Annotated in this window: 15 protein-coding genes; 10 read left to right on the top strand and 5 right to left on the bottom strand. The window is 63.5% G+C overall.

Features of this window, described 5'->3' with window-relative positions:
* Positions 1-32 precede the first annotated feature (32 nt).
* Positions 33-947: an alpha/beta hydrolase family protein gene (locus tag CH275_RS12130; RefSeq protein WP_094678724.1), complete on the bottom strand. Its 915-nt coding sequence runs from the start codon at positions 945-947 to the stop codon at positions 33-35.
* Positions 944-1,954: a PHP domain-containing protein gene (locus CH275_RS12125; RefSeq protein ID WP_094678722.1), complete on the bottom strand. Its 1,011-nt coding sequence runs from the start codon at positions 1,952-1,954 to the stop codon at positions 944-946. The genes CH275_RS12130 and CH275_RS12125 overlap by 4 nt, the downstream gene beginning before the upstream one ends.
* Positions 1,955-2,074: 120 nt before the next feature.
* On the opposite strand from CH275_RS12125, the gene CH275_RS12120 reads away from it, so the two are divergent.
* The gene (locus CH275_RS12120) at positions 2,075-2,764 is read left to right on the top strand and encodes a YceI family protein (protein WP_094678338.1); all 690 of its coding nucleotides are present in this window, start codon (positions 2,075-2,077) and stop codon (positions 2,762-2,764) included.
* Here the strand turns inward: CH275_RS12120 and CH275_RS12115 are convergent.
* Positions 2,745-3,650, bottom strand: a complete 906-nt coding sequence (locus CH275_RS12115) for a sterol desaturase family protein (protein WP_094678336.1) — start codon at positions 3,648-3,650, stop codon at positions 2,745-2,747. The two genes, CH275_RS12120 and CH275_RS12115, sit on opposite strands and share 20 nt — an antisense overlap.
* Before the next feature lie 111 nt (positions 3,651-3,761).
* On the opposite strand from CH275_RS12115, the gene CH275_RS12110 reads away from it, so the two are divergent.
* From CH275_RS12110 to tgt, 7 genes are all read left to right on the top strand, one after another.
* Positions 3,762-4,397 (top strand): SOUL family heme-binding protein, encoded by a 636-nt coding sequence (locus CH275_RS12110; RefSeq protein ID WP_094678720.1) that lies wholly within the window; start codon positions 3,762-3,764, stop codon positions 4,395-4,397.
* Positions 4,398-4,474: 77 nt separating this feature from the next.
* Complete coding sequence (locus CH275_RS12105) at positions 4,475-4,933, top strand: RrF2 family transcriptional regulator (protein ID WP_094678334.1); 459 nt, start codon at positions 4,475-4,477, stop codon at positions 4,931-4,933.
* Positions 4,934-5,028: 95 nt separating this feature from the next.
* Positions 5,029-5,736 (top strand): acyl-CoA-like ligand-binding transcription factor, encoded by a 708-nt coding sequence (locus CH275_RS12100; RefSeq protein WP_373453701.1) that lies wholly within the window; start codon positions 5,029-5,031, stop codon positions 5,734-5,736.
* A 2-nt stretch (positions 5,737-5,738) separates the two neighbouring features.
* A complete protein-coding gene (locus CH275_RS12095) occupies positions 5,739-8,027 on the top strand; it encodes an MMPL family transporter (RefSeq protein WP_094678332.1) in 2,289 nt (762 codons plus the stop codon).
* Between the two features lie 93 nt (positions 8,028-8,120).
* Positions 8,121-9,851, top strand: a complete 1,731-nt coding sequence (locus CH275_RS12090; protein WP_094678330.1) for an ABC transporter ATP-binding protein — start codon at positions 8,121-8,123, stop codon at positions 9,849-9,851.
* Between the two features lie 8 nt (positions 9,852-9,859).
* Positions 9,860-11,800 carry an ABC transporter ATP-binding protein gene (locus CH275_RS12085; RefSeq protein WP_179276130.1) on the top strand — a complete coding sequence of 647 codons (1,941 nt, stop codon included), beginning with the start codon at positions 9,860-9,862 and terminating at the stop codon, positions 11,798-11,800.
* Between the two features lie 48 nt (positions 11,801-11,848).
* Positions 11,849-13,087 (top strand): tRNA guanosine(34) transglycosylase Tgt, encoded by a 1,239-nt coding sequence (gene tgt, locus CH275_RS12080; RefSeq protein WP_094678326.1) that lies wholly within the window; start codon positions 11,849-11,851, stop codon positions 13,085-13,087.
* Here the strand turns inward: tgt and CH275_RS12075 are convergent.
* Both CH275_RS12075 and CH275_RS12070 read right to left on the bottom strand, forming a co-directional pair.
* On the bottom strand, positions 13,041-13,727 hold the full coding sequence (locus tag CH275_RS12075) for a pyridoxamine 5'-phosphate oxidase family protein (RefSeq protein WP_094678324.1): 687 nt from the start codon (positions 13,725-13,727) through the stop codon (positions 13,041-13,043). The genes tgt and CH275_RS12075 overlap by 47 nt on opposite strands.
* A gap of 1 nt (position 13,728) precedes the next feature.
* A complete protein-coding gene (locus CH275_RS12070) occupies positions 13,729-14,211 on the bottom strand; it encodes a MarR family winged helix-turn-helix transcriptional regulator (RefSeq protein WP_032368029.1) in 483 nt (160 codons plus the stop codon).
* Between the two features lie 113 nt (positions 14,212-14,324).
* On the opposite strand from CH275_RS12070, the gene CH275_RS12065 reads away from it, so the two are divergent.
* Together CH275_RS12065 and CH275_RS29475 are read left to right on the top strand one after the other, a co-directional pair.
* Positions 14,325-15,929, top strand: a complete 1,605-nt coding sequence (locus CH275_RS12065) for a DHA2 family efflux MFS transporter permease subunit (protein WP_094678322.1) — start codon at positions 14,325-14,327, stop codon at positions 15,927-15,929.
* Positions 15,926-16,063, top strand: a complete 138-nt coding sequence (locus CH275_RS29475; protein ID WP_179276113.1) for a hypothetical protein — start codon at positions 15,926-15,928, stop codon at positions 16,061-16,063. The genes CH275_RS12065 and CH275_RS29475 overlap by 4 nt, the downstream gene beginning before the upstream one ends.
* Positions 16,064-16,104 lie beyond the last annotated feature (41 nt).

Genomic DNA, 16,104 nt, shown 5'->3' with positions numbered 1-16,104 from the left:
AACTGTGTACCACCCCGGCAGAACCACCGACGTCAGAGCAGGGTCTGCGCACGTCCGGTGATGGTGCTCAGTGCCGTCGCCCAGGCGCGGTTCTTCGGGTCGAGAAACGCGCCGTGTCCGGCTCCGGGCAGTACGACGAGTTCGGTGTCGGTGCTGCCCGCCTTCGTCGCCGCGTCGACGTAGACACGGCTCTGATTGACCGACACTGTCTGATCGGCATCACCGTGCAGCGCAGTCAGTGGCACGTCGAGGGGGAGATATTCGATGGGCGACGCGATCTTGTAGCGGCCGGGTACCTCGTTCGGCATGCCGCCGAGGAAGACCGGTACGAACTTGTCGTTTCCGAGTGTGGCCGCCCGCTTCATGTCGAACACTCCGGCCATGATGGTGGCGCTGCGCGGTTTGATCTTCGGTTCCGCTCCCGGCGCATCGACCGGCATCAGGTGTCGAGCGGCCACCCATGCGGCGAGTTGTCCGCCGGCCGAGTGCCCAGCGACGTGGACGCGGTCGAGATCGAGCCTTCCGCCCGACGCGTCCTGTACGACGGTTGCCAGTGCCTCGGTGGCGTCGTCGACGTCCGAGAGAGTGTTGGCCCAATTGTTCGGCCCACGCCGATACTCGACGTTCCAGACGGCGATGCCCTCGTCGGCGATGGCGGTCGACATCTGTTGGAAGTACGACAGGTCGAGGTCTTCCTGCCAACCGCCACCGTGAATCATGACCACGACCGGGAGTGAGGTGGCGTTGTTGTCGGGAAGGTAGAGATCGCCGATGTTGTCGGGCTGGTATCCGTACTTCAGTCGGACGGGATCGCTTGTTGGACCCGATACCGGTTGCAGCGCAGCCGAATACGTCTCGGCGGTACTCGGTGAGGAGTCGGTGTCGGTGGAGCTGCAGCCGACCAGCGTCACAGCGAGCAGGCCAGAGAGGAAGTGACGACGGTTCACGCGCGCCGATCCGTCCATTCGAGCAGTTCGTCGAGCGGCCAGGTGTTGATCACGCGCTCGGCCGGCACGCCCCGTGCCTCGGCACGGATGCAGCCGTAGCCCTGCCAGTCGAGCTGACCGGGTGCGTGCGCATCGGTGTCGATGGAGAACAGGCACTCGCGTTCGAGGGCGATGTCGATGAGGCGCTCGGGTGGGTCCTGTCGCTCGGGTCTTGCGTTGATCTCCACTGCGGTGCCGAACTGGCGGCAGCCCTCGAACACCACGGGGGCGTCGAACGTCGACTCGGGCCGGGTGCCGCGGCCACCCTCGACGAGCCGTCCGGTGCAGTGTCCGAGGACGTCGACGTGCGGGTTCGCAATCGCGGTGACCATGCGCTTGGTCATCGTCTTGGAGTCGGCGCGCAAGTTGGAGTGCACGCTCGCCACCACCACGTCCAGCTCGGCGAGTAGGCCTTCGTCCTGGTCGAGTGATCCGTCGTCGAGGATGTCGACTTCGATCCCGGTGAGGATGCGGAACGGTGCGAGCCGCTCGTTGAGTTCGGCGACGATGTCGAGTTGGGCACGCAGCCGCTCGGCGGTGAGGCCGTTCGCGACTTTCAGTCGCGGGGAATGGTCGGTGAGGGCGCAGTACTCGTGGCCGAGCCTGGCCGCGGTGCGCATCATCTCCTCGATGGGGCTGCCGCCGTCGGACCAGTTGGAGTGGGTGTGCAGATCACCCTTCAGTGCGGCGCGGAGGTCGTTGTTGCCGATGGGTTCTGCGGCTGTGCGTTGCTCGAGCAGGTAGTCCGGGACGTCCTGGGTGAGCGCCTGGCGAATGATCAGTGAGGTCTTGGCTCCGATGCCGGCGAGCGAGGACCAGCTGTCTGCCTTCTCGTGCTCGGAACGCTGTGCAGGACTGAGGGATTCGACCACGTCGGCTGCTCGGCGGTATGCCTTGACGCGGTGGGTGTCCGAACGTGAGCGCTCGAGCCAGTACCCGATCTCTCGAAGCGCGGTCACCGGATCCATGCGTTCCATTGTGCCTGGCGGTACCGACACGTGTGCACGGGGTAAACGGACAAAACTCTCAGGGAGTTGCCAGGTCTCTCACCGCACGCAGGCTTGAAGCTGCAACTACCATCGGCAGGCATGACCAAGAAATGGTGGATTGTCGGCGCGATCGTTGTCGTAGTAGTGGCGCTCGGGCTGTATTTCGGCCCCAAGATCTACGCCTCGTTCGAGGGCGACGACGCACCGGCGGCGACGGTGTCCACCTCCGGCGCGCAGGCCGCGAGCACGCAGGACATCGATGGACGGTGGATCGTCACTCCGGGCGACGCAGCCAACACGACTGCTGCGGGCTACACCGTCGACGAGCTACTGAACGGGTCCGATGTCACGGTCGTCGGGTCGACGACCGAAGTCGCGGGCAACGTCGTCATTGCCGACAACACGCTCACCGAGGGGCAGGTGGTCGTTCTGACGAACTCCATCAGCACCGATAGCGATCGTCGGGACAGCCAGTTCCGCGGCAACATCTTCGACACCGCCACCTATCCGACGGCGACGTTCACCATCGACTCGCCGATCGATCTGTCCGCACTGCCCAAGGACGGAACCACCATGACGGTCACCGCCGAGGGCACATTGACGCTCAAGGATCAGACCCGTCCGGTCTCGGTGGAGATGGAAGTACTGCAGTCCGGTGACACGCTCATCGCGTCGGGTGCCATTCCGACGACGTGGACCGACTACCAGATCGAGCCGCCGTCACTCGGTTTCGTGACGGTGGATCCGTCCGGGACCATCGATTTCCTGATCAATCTGAATCAGCAGTAGCGCGTTCTCGTGGGCCGGCCGGCGTCCATCCCGGCGGTCCGACGAGGTATCCGACGCGTTCCTTCCACGACCGCGATGCCGCGACATCCCGTGCGATGTTGCGGTATTCGTGTGTCTGGAGGGTCCAGATGTTGAATGTGTCGACCGGTTTGGTCAGGCCGTAGTTCGGCCGCTCGATCTCCTCGGCGTAGGTGCCGAACAGGCGATCCCAGATGATCAGAATCCCGCCGTAGTTCTTGTCGAGATACTGCGGATCGCGTCCGTGATGGACGCGATGGTGCGAGGGCGTGTTGAAGACGAACTCGAATGGACGCGGCAGCCTGTCGATGCGCTCGGTGTGCACCCAGAACTGGTACACGAGGTTGATCGAGAACCCGACGAACACCATCCACGGCGGCATGCCCAGCAGGGGGAGTGGCAGCCACATGATGACCTCGCCGCTGTTGTTCCACTTCTGCCGAAGCGCCGCCGCGAAGTTGAAGTACTCGCTGGAGTGATGGGCCTGATGCGTCGCCCAGACGATCCGGGTTCGATGCGCGATCCGGTGATAGCCGTAGAACAGCAGGTCGACGCCGAGGATCAGAATCACCCAGGTGTACCAGGCGTCTGCGGGAAGGTGCCACGGCGCGACGTAGACATAGATGGCCGTGTAGCCGACCAACGCCAGCGCCTTCCAGGCCGTGGTGGTCGCGATGGACACCAGTCCCATGCTGAGGCTCGAGCGCGCATCCCTGGCGGAATAGCTACCGCGTTCACCGTCCTCGAGCTTCGCGGCCGCAATCCACTCGATGGTCAACAGCAGGGCGAACGCCGGAATGGCCAGTGCGACGGGATCGCGCAGCGGTTCCGGCAGTGCATTCCACGCCGAACCGATCCAGTCGCTCATCGAACCTCCTGCGTGACAGTCACAGGTTGAGTGTAACGCTGTCTGCCTTGCTTTCCTACGGCTCGTACCGTGGAGGGGGCGCACCCATTGGCCACGAGAGCGGAGTCGGACTTGCTGCAGAAAATCGCGTCCACGGTCGGACAGGTTGCCGGATCGGTGTTGGGTGTCGTCGGGATTCGGGTCGGTACCGAGGAGCCGCCGCACACGAGCCGACGATTGACCGATGCGGTGGAGATCCGTCGCTACGAACCACGCATCGCGGCCCAGACCACCGTCGACGCCGAGGAGGAAGAGGCTCGTCAGGAGGGTTTCCGTCGACTGGCCCGGTACATTTTCGGCGGAAACGGCGGCAAGCACAAGGTCGCGATGACCGCTCCAGTCAGTCAGTCGCCCGCAGGCCCGCAGAAGATCGCGATGACGGCCCCCGTGTCGAGCACGCCCGGCAGCGACGGCTGGGTTGTCCGGTTCTTCATGCCGTCGAAGTGGACGATGGAAACGCTGCCCAAGCCCGACGACGACCGCGTGACGTTGACATCGGTTCCGGCGGAGACGGTGGCCGTGCTGCGTTTCAGCGGTGGCCGCGGCCGAGACGACGTCGAGCCGCAGATGGCGGCGTTGACCACAGCGCTGCGTGCACACGGCATCGAGATGCTGGGTGAGCCGATGAGCTGGTTCTACGATCCGCCATGGACCTTGGCACCTTTCCGCCGCAACGAGGTGGTCGTGGCGATACCGGAAGGTTCCTGACCGGCGGCGTGCCGTCGAGCATCGGTACATCCCGCCGACTGCTCGCTAATTTCCTATTGAAATGATAGGAATTGAGCGTGCACATCACGGCCAGGGCGGACTATGCGGTTCGTACGCTCGTCGAACTCGCTGCGGTCGGCGGGCAGGGGCCCGCGAAAGCCGAGGCGCTGGCCGCCGCGCAAGGGATTCCGCACAAGTTTCTCGAGTCGGTGCTCTCGGACCTGCGTCGGGCGGATCTGGTGTGCAGCCGACGAGGTCCCGACGGCGGCTACTGGCTGGCGCGGGAGGCGTCGGACATTTCTGTTGCCGATGTGATCAGGGCCGTCGAGGGGCCGCTGGCGTCGGTGCGTGGTCAACGGCCCGAGGATGCGGAGTATGCCGGCCCCGCCGAGCCGCTCACCCGGGTCTGGCTCGCGGTGCGCGTCAATCTCCGTGCGGTGCTCGAGGCTGTGTCGCTCGCAGATATCGTCGAGGACGATCTTCCGGGCTTCGTGAAAGAGCTGGTCAGCGAGCCGACCGCATGGGCGCGTCGATGACCTGAGTCACATCCAGCGCCAGCTGTGTCGGGATCGACAAAATTGCACTCCACTGCAAACTTGCAGAACAGTGCAACTTCCGTAGGTTGGTAAGCGTGACTTCTCCGACGGGCCTTCGCGATCTGAAGAAGGCCGCCACCCGCGACGCTCTCGGCCTGGCGGCCGTGCGTCTGGGAAAGCAGCACGGCTTCGACGCGGTCACCGCCGACGCCATCGCGCACGAGGCGGGAGTGTCCACCCGCACGTTCCACAACTACTTCTCCAACAAGGAAGAAGCGGTTCTGCACCACATCGAGGTGTCGGCCCTCGAATGGTTCGAGCTCCTGCGCGCCAGGCCGTCGACAGAGCCGATCTGGGACTCGTTGCGGCACATAGCAATCAACCTCGTCGCAGACCCCGGCCGAGATTTGGACGACACCTTCGCGGCAGCTCGGCTCATCGAGGCCAACCCCGCCCTGATGGCCCGCAGACTCGAAATGCACCACTCACTGACTCGCAAACTCGGCGAGGCCATCGCCGAACGAACCGGCACCGATATCGACACCGATCTCTACCCCAACCTGCTGCAAATGGCCGTCGGTGGAGCCGTCACGGCAGCGCTGAACATCTGGATGAACGACCCGGCGGGAGGATCGACGCCGAGGGCCCTCATCGAAGACGCCTTCGACCAACTCCGCGCCGGACTGCCCGAGCCCAAGGGCCATTCCGCAGGCTCCACTCCCGAGCCCGAGGGTCATTCCGCAGGCTCCACTCCCGAATCCGAGCCTCACCCCCACACGTCCGAACACAACCGAGGAGCTTGACCGTGGCCACCTATCTCTACCGAATCGGAAGATTCGCGTACCGACGCAAGGGCATCGTCCTCGGACTATGGCTGGCGATTCTGATTCTTGCCGCCGTGGGCGCATCAACGCTGTCCGCGCCGACGGTCAACTCGTTCAGCATTCCGGGAACACCCGCTCAGGCTGCACTCGACCTGCAGAAGGAGCGGTTCGGTGGAGCCGAGGACCCGCTGCAAGCGGTCAACGCCGAGTACGTCTTCCAGGCACCGGAAGGCCAATCGCTCGATACTCCGCAGTACACCTCCGCCATCGACGCCACGATCGCCGAGATCGAAAAGGTCGACGCGGCAAAGCCAGCGGAAGGTGCACCGCCACTTGCCAATCCGGTCGCGGCCAACCAGTCGATCATCGAGCAGTACACCAAGGCGGCCACCGAAGCAGGCACCCCGGCCGACCAGATAGCGGCCGATGCAGCCGCCACCTCGCCGCTGAGCCCCGACGGCAACGTCGGTACCGTCACCGCGCCGATCAATGTCGATCTTGCCGACGTCACCGATCAGATTCGTAGCGATCTCGACGCCGCCGCGCAGCCCGCCCGCGATGCAGGTTTGAGCGTCATCCTCGGCGGCACCGTCGCGCAGGAGAATCCGTCGCCCGGTGGAAGTTCGGAGATCGTCGGTCTTGCAGTCGCTGCCGTCGTTCTTCTCATCATGTTCGGATCGGCTGCTGCTGCCAGCTTGCCGCTGATCACCGCGATCGTCGGCATCGGCATCTCGAGTCTGGCAATCACGACAGCCTCCGGCTTCGCAAGTCTGTCTTCGTTCACCCCGATTCTCGCCATCATGATCGGTCTGGCGGTCGCGATCGACTATTCGCTGTTCATCCTGGCGCGATACCGGCACGAGCTCACGCTCACCGACGACCGCGAAGAGGCAGTGGGACGGTCGGTCGGAACTGCCGGCTCCGCCGTCGTGTTCGCGGGCGCAACGGTACTCATCGCCCTCGTTGCCCTCCGCGTGGTCGGCATCCCGTTCCTGTCCCAGATGGGTCTGGCCGCCGGTTTCGCGGTGTTCGTTGCCGTCTTGATCGCCTTGACGTTCCTGCCCGCCATGCTCGGCGTCTACAAGGGCAAGGCCTTCGCGGGCAAGCTCAAGTTCGTCAACACCACCGACCCCGAGGACCCGGAGGCCAAGCCCACCAACGGACTTCGGTGGGCTCGATTCCTGGTCAAGAGGCCGATCCTCGGACTCGTCGGAGGCATCGTGCTCCTCGGCGTCATCGCAGGGCCGACCACCGGTTTGTCTCTCGCACTCCCGTCGATCGCTACCTCGGACCCGTCCACGCCTGCCCGTCAGGCATACGACGTCACCGAAAACGCCTTCGGGCCCGGACGCAACGGTCCGCTGCTCGTCATCGCCGATGCGTCAGGCGTCGCCGAACCCGATCGCACTGCGTCCTTCGGCAAGGTCATCGAGACGATCACCGCGCAATCCGACGTCACGAATGCGCAGATCGTCGCCGTCAACCCGGCGGGTGACACGGCTCAAATACTCGTCACCCCGTCGAGCACACCCAACAGTGACCAGACGAAGGCGCTCGTCACCAACCTCCGCGACGCCGAGAGCGGATTGCAGGAGAGCTCGGGAGTGTCCTACGGCGTGACCGGCGAGACCGCGATCGGGATCGATATCTCGGAGCGGTTGCAGAGCGCGTTGATTCCCTACCTCGCAGTAGTGGTCGGACTGGCATTCGTGCTGCTGATGCTGGTGTTCCGCTCCATCCTGGTGCCGCTCACCGCGACGGTAGGGTTCCTGCTCAGCGTGCTCGCGACCTTCGGAGCCACGGTGTTCATCTTCCAAGAGGGCGGGCTCGGCCTGATCTCCAACCCGCAGCCGATCGTCAGCTTCATGCCGATCTTCCTCATCGGTGTGGTGTTCGGCCTCGCGATGGATTACCAGGTGTTCCTCGTCTCGCGAATGCGTGAGGAGTTCGTCCACGGAGCCGCAGCCAAGGACGCCGTCGTCAACGGCTTCAAGTACGGCGCACGCGTGGTCACCTCGGCCGCAGTCATCATGATCTCGGTGTTCGCCGCGTTCATCGCCGAGCCGGACTCGTTCATCAAGTCCATCGGTTTTGCGCTCGCAGCGGCCGTGTTCTTCGACGCGTTCGTCGTGCGCATGGTGCTGATTCCCTCGGTGATGGCGCTGATGGGCGACAAGGCCTGGTGGCTGCCGAAGTGGCTGGACAAGATCCTGCCCAACGTCGACATCGAAGGTGCCAAGTTGAAGACGGCTCCGGAGAAGGGCCTGTAGTTCCAGGCTGCAATCCGGTCGGCCGAAGATTGCCCGCAACACTCGAAAAACGGAGAGACTGTCATCCATGTGTACGAGTAATCTTCGGCCGTCATGCTGATCCCACTGCTGCGCACCTGTCTGGCTCCGTACAAGCTGCCGATCGTCGCGTTGGTTCTGCTGCAGCTCGTCGCAACGTTGGCGGCGTTGTACCTGCCCAGCCTCAACGCCGACATCATCGACAAGGGCGTCACCACCGGCGACACGGGCTACATCCTGTCTGCCGGCGGTGTGATGCTGCTCGTGTCGGCGGTTCAGATCATCAGCTCGGTGGCGGCGGTGTTCATCGGCGCACGTGCGGCGATGGGCGTCGGACGCGACCTGCGTGGTGCGATCCTGCACCGCGTCGGCACGTTCTCGGCCCGTGAGGTCGGCCAGTTCGGTGCGCCGTCGTTGATCACCCGTAACACCAACGACGTTCAGCAGGTGCAGTTGGTGATCGTCATGGGGTTCACCATCGTGGTGATGGCCCCGATCATGTGCGTGGGCGGCATCGTGATGTCGCTGCGCGAGGACCTCGGGCTGTCGTGGATTCTGCTCATCGCCGTGCCCGGCCTCGCCATCTCGATGGGTCTGATCATCGTCAAGATGGTTCCGGCGTTCCGCTCGATGCAGAAGCGCATCGATGCCGTCAATCGGGTTCTGCGTGAACAGATCACCGGTATCCGCGTGGTTCGGGCATTCGTCCGCGAGAACTTCGAGGTCGATCGGTTCGGAGCGGCCAATACCGCACTCACCGAAACGGCACTGCGCGTCGGGCGGCTGATGGCTCTGATGTTCCCGACGGTCATGCTCATCAGCAACGTCACCAGTGTCGCCGTCATCTGGTTCGGTGGTCATGCCATCGATCAGGGCACCATGCAGATCGGCTCTCTCACAGCCCTTCTGAGCTACATCATGCTCATCCTCATGTCGGTGATGATGGCCTCCTTCATCGCGATGATGGTGCCCCGCGCGTCGGTGTGCGCCGACCGCATCAGTGAGGTACTGGCCACCGAATCCTCGGTCGTGTTGCCCGACAAGCCGAAGACCTTCGTGTCGTCGCCGGGAACGGTCGAGCTCGTGAACGCCGAATTCTCCTTTCCCGGAGCCGAATATCCAGTGCTCTGCGGAGTGAACCTGCGGGCCGAAGCAGGCAAGGTCACCGCCATCATCGGCGGCACCGGCTCCGGAAAGTCGACTCTGGTCAACCTGATTCCGCGACTCATCGACGTCACCGGCGGTGAGGTACGCGTCGGCGGGGTCGATATCCGTGAACTCGATCTGGGCCTGCTGCGTTCCGAGATCGGTCTGATTCCGCAGAAGCCGTACCTCTTCTCGGGCACGATCGCGAGCAACCTGCGATACGGCAAATCCGACGCCACCGACGAGGAATTGTGGGAGGCACTCGAGATCGCGCAGGGAGCCGACTTCGTTCGCGCCATGCCGGAGGGACTCGAAACACCCGTCGCGCAGGGTGGTACGACGGTCTCCGGCGGTCAGCGTCAACGTCTCGCCATCGCTCGCGCGTTGGTACGCAAACCCAGCATCTATCTGTTCGACGACTCGTTCTCTGCGCTGGATCTGACGACCGACGCGAATCTGCGTGCGGCCCTGAGGCCGGTGACGCGAGATGCGTGCATGATCGTTGTCGCCCAACGCGTCTCGACCATCATCGATGCCGACCAGATACTCGTGCTCGACGACGGAAAGCCGGTAGGTGTGGGTACCCACGACCAATTGATGGCCGATTGCCCCACCTACGCCGAGATCGTCGACTCGCAGCACGCCGTGGGCGCACTGTGACCGCGCAGGTGGAGAAGACGGAAGAGAAGGACGACGCTCCCGTCGCCAAAGCGGTGGTGCCGGGAACCAAGGCCCGAAACTTCAAGGGTTCGTTCAAGAGGTTGATCGGCCTTCTCGCTCCTGAGCGAGTGCTCCTGTCGGTGATGCTGGCGTTCGGTATCGCCAGCACCGTGCTGACCGTCGCTGCCCCCACCGTCCTCGGACACGCGACCGATCTCATCTTCAACGGCGTCGTCGGCCGTGAGCTCGATCCGGGGCAGACCAAAGAGCAGGCCATCGACCAGCTTCGCGCCCAAGGCAATGACTCCATCGCGGATCTGGTGTCCGGGACGGACCTGACTCCCGGAGCCGGAATCGACTTCGGTGCCGTCGGAACCGTGCTGATGTGGGTCCTGGTTCTGTACGTGTTGTCTGCGTTGCTGGCCTGGGCGCAGGGATACATTCTCAACATCGCACTGCAGCGTCGAATCCTGTTGCTACGCGGCAGCGTCGAGGCGAAGGTGCACCGACTGCCGCTGAAGTACTTCGACAACAATGCCCGCGGTGAGACGCTGAGCCGCGTCACCAACGACATCGACAACGTCTCGACCAGCCTGCAGCAGACGCTGAGTCAGTTGATCACCGGTATTCTCACCGTGCTGGGCATCCTCGGCGTCATGATCTGGATCTCGCCGCTGCTCGCTCTCGTTGCGGTGCTGACCATTCCGGCATCGTTCGCGGTCACCGCCGTCATCGCCAAACGGTCGCAGCCGCACTTCGTCGCACAGTGGAAGCACACCGGCAAGCTCAACGCGCAGATCGAGGAAACGTACACGGGCCACGAGATCGTCAAGGCCTTCGGTCGTCAGGCAGACGTGGAACGCGAATTCGGCGATCGCAACGAGAAGCTGTTCCAGTCGAGCTTCCGGGCACAGTTCATCTCCGGCATGATCATGCCCGTCATCATGTTCCTCGGGAATATCAACTACGTGGTCATCGCCGTGGTCGGCGGGCTGCGGGTCGCGTCGGGCACGCTCACGCTCGGTGAGGTGCAAGCCTTCATCCAGTACTCGCGTCAGTTCACCCAACCGCTCACCCAGGTGGGTTCGATGGTGAACCTGGTGCAGTCGGGTGTCGCGTCCGCCGAGCGCATCTTCGAGGTGCTCGACGCCGAGGAAGAAGACGCCGACCCGGCCGATGCGGTGCGGCCCACTCAGCGCCGAGGACGCGTCGAATTCGAGAACGTCTCGTTCGGCTACTCGGCCGACCGTCCGTTGATCGAGAACCTCTCGCTGGTTGCCGATCCCGGGCACCTTGTCGCGATCGTCGGACCGACCGGCGCGGGCAAGACCACCCTGGTGAACCTCATCATGCGGTTCTACGAGATCGATTCCGGCCGAATCACCCTCGACGGCGTCGACACCAGGAAGATGACCCGCGAAGAGCTACGCGCTCGCACCGGAATGGTGCTGCAGGACACCTGGCTGTTCGGCGGAACCATTCGCGACAACATCGCCTACGGCGACCCGAGTGCCAGCGAGGAAGAAATCCTCGAGGCTGCCCGAGTGAGCTACGTCGACCGCTTCGTGCACTCGTTGCCCGACGGCTACGACACGATCATCGACGAGGAGGGCAACAACGTCAGCGCCGGTGAGAAGCAGCTCATCACCATCGCCCGCGCCTTCCTGGCCAAGCCGTTGATCCTCATCCTCGACGAGGCCACGAGCTCCGTCGACACCCGAACCGAGCTGCTGGTGCAGAAGGCCACCGCGAAACTGCGGACCGATCGCACCAGTTTTGTGATCGCGCACAGGCTTTCGACCATCCGCGACGCGGACACCATCGTGGTGATGGAGAACGGCAGCATCGTGGAGCAGGGTAATCACGAGGAACTGCTCGCGGCCAGGGGTGCGTACTTCCGCCTCAATGCGGCTGGAGCGGCTCCGCCGCAGGTGCACGGCACCTCGTAGCAGGCTACGAATTTCCGCTCACAAGCGGCGAAGCCGCATACTGACGCGGTGAGTTCCTCCAGTTTCGGCTTCGATATCGGCACCCGGCTCGACGGTGAGCTCGGACGCACCGGCACCATCCACACCCCGCACGGTGACATCGCCACCCCCGCGTTCATCGCGGTGGGGACCAAGGCGACAGTCAAAGCGGTGCTGCCGGAGGCGATGAAGGATCTCGGCGCGCAGGCTGTGCTCGCCAATGCGTATCACCTGTATCTGCAGCCGGGCTCGGACATCGTCGACGAGGCGGGTGGGCTGGGCAAGTTCATGAACTGGGACGGGCCGACGTTCACCGACAGCGGCGGATTCCAGGTCATGTCCCTCGGCGTCGGGTTCAAGAAGGTCATCTCGATGGACGCCTCGCGCGTGGAGTCCGACGACGTCATCGCCGAGGGCAAGGAACGCCTCGCCCACGTCGACGACGACGGGGTGACGTTCAAGTCCCACCTCGACGGCTCCAAGCATCGCTTCACTCCCGAGGTGTCGATGCAGATTCAGCATCGGCTCGGTGCCGACATCATGTTCGCGTTCGACGAACTGACGACGCTGATGAATACCCGCGGCTACCAGGAGAAGTCGGTGGACCGCACCCAGGCATGGGCCGAGCGGTGCGTCCTCGAGCACGAACGTCTGACTGTCGAGCGCGCCGACAAGCCGTACCAGGCGCTGTTCGGAGTGGTGCAGGGCGCGCAGTACGAGGATCTACGCCGCAAGGCCGCACACGATCTCGAGACGATCACCGGTGAGACCGGCCGAGGCTTCGACGGCTACGGAATCGGCGGCGCACTCGAGAAGCAGAACCTCGGCACCATCACCCGGTGGGTGAACGAGGAACTGCCCGAACACAAGCCGCGTCACATGCTCGGTATCAGCGAGCCGGACGACTTCTTCACCGCCATCGAGAATGGTGCCGACACCTTCGATTGCGTCAATCCCTCACGCGTGGCACGCAATGCGGCGATCTATGTGCCGACGGGCCGTTTCAACATCAACACCGCCAAGCATCGACGCGACTTCACCCCGATCGACGAGAACTGCGATTGCTACACCTGCGCGCACTACACCAAGGCCTACATCCATCACCTGTTCAAGGCCAAGGAAATGCTCGCGTCGACGCTGTGCACCATCCATAACGAGCGCTTCACCGTCAAGCTCGTCGACGACATCCGAGCGTCCATCGAGCAGGGACGCTTCGCCGAATTCAAGACCGAGTTTCTGGGTCGCTTCTATGCGTCGAAGACTGCGTGAGCTGATCTTCCAGTTCCGAAATGCGCTGTAGCAGTTCCTGTTCTCGCTCGGCGGCCTTGCGCTGGTAGACCTCGGAGAGGTCCGCGAGGTAGTTCGCGTCGTAGCGGGGAATGATGCTGCGGGTGCAGTTCCAGTCGAAGGCCTCGACGTCGATCACGACGCTGCGCTCGCAGGTGGCGGCGACGGTCAGGTCCCCGATCTTTCTCAGTCTGTCCAGTAGTTCGGGATCATCTGCGGCCTCGACGGTACGTGCCCGGCCGTAGAGCTTGAGTCGTTGGCGCAAAGGGTAATCGACCAAGAACATGGCGACGCGATCGTCGTGATCGAGATTGGCCGCCGTGACGTACTGATGATTGCCGGCGAAATCGGCGAAGCCGAGTGTGCGGTCGTCGAGGACCTGCAGGAATCCCTTCGGTCCGCTTCGATACTGAATGTAGGGCCAGCCGGTCTCGGCGACAGTGGCGATCTGGAACTGATCGACCGCACGAATCATGGCCTTCTCGCGAGTGTCGAGAGGCGTCGGCCCGTCGTCGGGTCGTTCGGTCTGTGAGCCGTAGGCGGTGTAGCTGCCGTCGACCTTCTGTCTGGCAATCGCAGCAGGACCGAACATCAAATGGTGATAGTGGTTGTTCTGCGGCATCTCACGGTGTCCTGGGATCGGTCAGCTCGGTCTGCATCGTGTTGACGAGCTCGCCGACGAAGCTCTCGAACTCCGCGAGCATGTCGGGTGGGTACCGGGCCATCATCGTGTCGAGACGGTTACCCAGGGGGCCGAAGAACTCGTCCGCCATCTCGTGCACGCTGGCCCCGCTTCGCAGTGTCACGGTACGTCGATCGGTGCCCTCTCTTGTACGCCGGACGTGTCCAGCCCGTTCGAGTCGGTCTATCAGTGTCGAGGTGGCCCCTGAGGTGAGTTGTACACGCTCTGCCAGTCGAGACGGGGACAACGGGACACCGCGTTCTTCGGCGTAGACGATCTCCATCAGCGCTTCTCCGTCGGTGGGATGCAGTCCGGACCACTGGGCGAACTGTCGGCTGAATTGATTGAAGGCGGATCCGTACATTCGCAGCGCCTCCATCAGGCGGGTTCGTTGTTCGGCAATCTCGGACCGATCGTCGCTCATCGAATCGCCTCGCTTCTCCTGCATTGTGCCCCGAGCGCACGGAGCTGCGTTGACAATCTACCGATCCTCGATATAGCTTCACCGTAAAGTAACTTTACCGTGGAGGTATTGGAATGACGATGTCCCCTTCGTTGCGCCGTTGGCTCGGTCTGATCGCTATCGCGCTCGGTGTCGCGCTCATCGTGGTCGACACCACGATCGTCAATGTGATCGTGCCGTCGATCATCGATGATCTCGGCGTCGATTCCGGTCAAGCGCAATGGATTCAGGAGTCCTACGCCATCGTCTTCGCCGCGCTGCTCCTGCTGGTCGGCCGCATCTCCGACATCGTGGGTGCACGAAGAGTCTTCGTGACAGGCGTCGTTGTCTTCGGAACCTCGAGTCTGTTGGCCGGTGTAGCCACGAGTGGTGAGTTGTTGATCGGAGCCAGGTTCCTCCAAGGTGTGGGAGGTGCGCTGATCCTGCCGACGTCGTTGGCGCTACTGAATGCGACGTTCAGCGGAAAGGCCCGTGGCCAGGCATTTGCGGTGTGGGGCTCGACAATCGGAGCTGCGTCGGCCCTCGGCCCACTCCTCGGTGGCTGGCTTGCGGAACACGCATCGTGGCGTTGGGCATTCGGCATCAACATCCCCCTCGTCGCCCTGATTCTCGTCGCTTCGCTGTTGTTCATCGATCGGTCACCGCGTGGCTCCGGACGAATCGACTCACTCGGTGCGGTGCTGTCGATCGCCGGACTCGGACTGTTGGCGTTCGGGCTCATCGAAGGGCGCACATACGGCTGGGTTCTGTCCACGGAGCCCTTCGAGTTGTTCGGGGCAACCTGGGGTGTGGGCGTGTCCGTAGTGTTCGTTTCGTTGACGCTGTCCGTATTATCGTTGGCGGCCTTCGTTGTTCGACAGCGAGCCCTCAGCCGCGACGCTGATACGAACAAGGCCTTGATGGACACCCGACTGTTCTCCATCGCTTCGTTCCGCGGTGGCAATATCGCGACACTGCTGATCGGGCTGGGTGAGTTCGGAATCATCGCCGTACTACCGTTGTGGCTGCAATTCACATTGGGATACAGCGCAGTCCAGGCCGGTGCCATGCTCGTTCCCATCGCTATCGGCAGCTTCGTCGCCAGCGGGGCGAGCTTCGCCCTCGCAGCCTCGCTGTCGCCGTTGAACCTGGTTCGGATCGGGCTGGGCCTCGAGGTGGTCGGGCTTGCCGGGCTGGGGTTCGTTGCGGCGGTGGACAGCCGGTGGTGGCATATCGCGATCGTGTTGTTCTTCTATGGAATCGGTGTCGGATTCGCAACTGCTCAGGTTACGAACGTCGTTCTCGATGACGTGCCCGCCGCCAGTGCCGGTCAGGGATCCGGAATTCAGAGTGCCTTCCGGCAACTCGGCTCCGCGCTGGGCATCGCGGTGCTGACGACGACCTTCTTCACCACTCTCGGCTCGCAGGTACGTGAATCGCTCTCGGGAGTTCCGGATGCCGAGATGCTGGCGCGGTCGATCACCGACAGTGCAGGCGGAGCTATCGCCGGATTTGCGAGCCGCCCCGAAACGGAGTTCGTCGCCGACGCCGCCCGCGACGCTATGACGCACGGGGTCAACCTGGGAGGTTTCATCGCAGCCGGATTCGTTGCGTTCGGACTGCTTGCCACCGCACTGATTCCGAACCGAACAGCGCAGTCGGTACCGCCGAGCGACGCGCACGAGGATGTCACAGCATGACGGCGTCGGGTGGCGACGAACGGGATGGGGATCAGGAAAGCGCTCGTCCGGCGACGTTTCTTGACATGTTCGTGGCAATGGATGCCGCCCTCCGCAACCCCGACAACGACGGGATCGAAAGCAGGACCCGCTGACCCGTGGTACTACTGAATGTGTAGTACTTCGTGATGCTGGG

The organism is Rhodococcus sp. 06-235-1A, assembly GCF_002258785.1.
GTDB lineage: Bacteria > Actinomycetota > Actinomycetes > Mycobacteriales > Mycobacteriaceae > Rhodococcoides.
The sequence above is the reverse complement of the archived record's forward strand: the minus strand, read 5'-3'. Positions and strand labels throughout refer to the sequence as shown.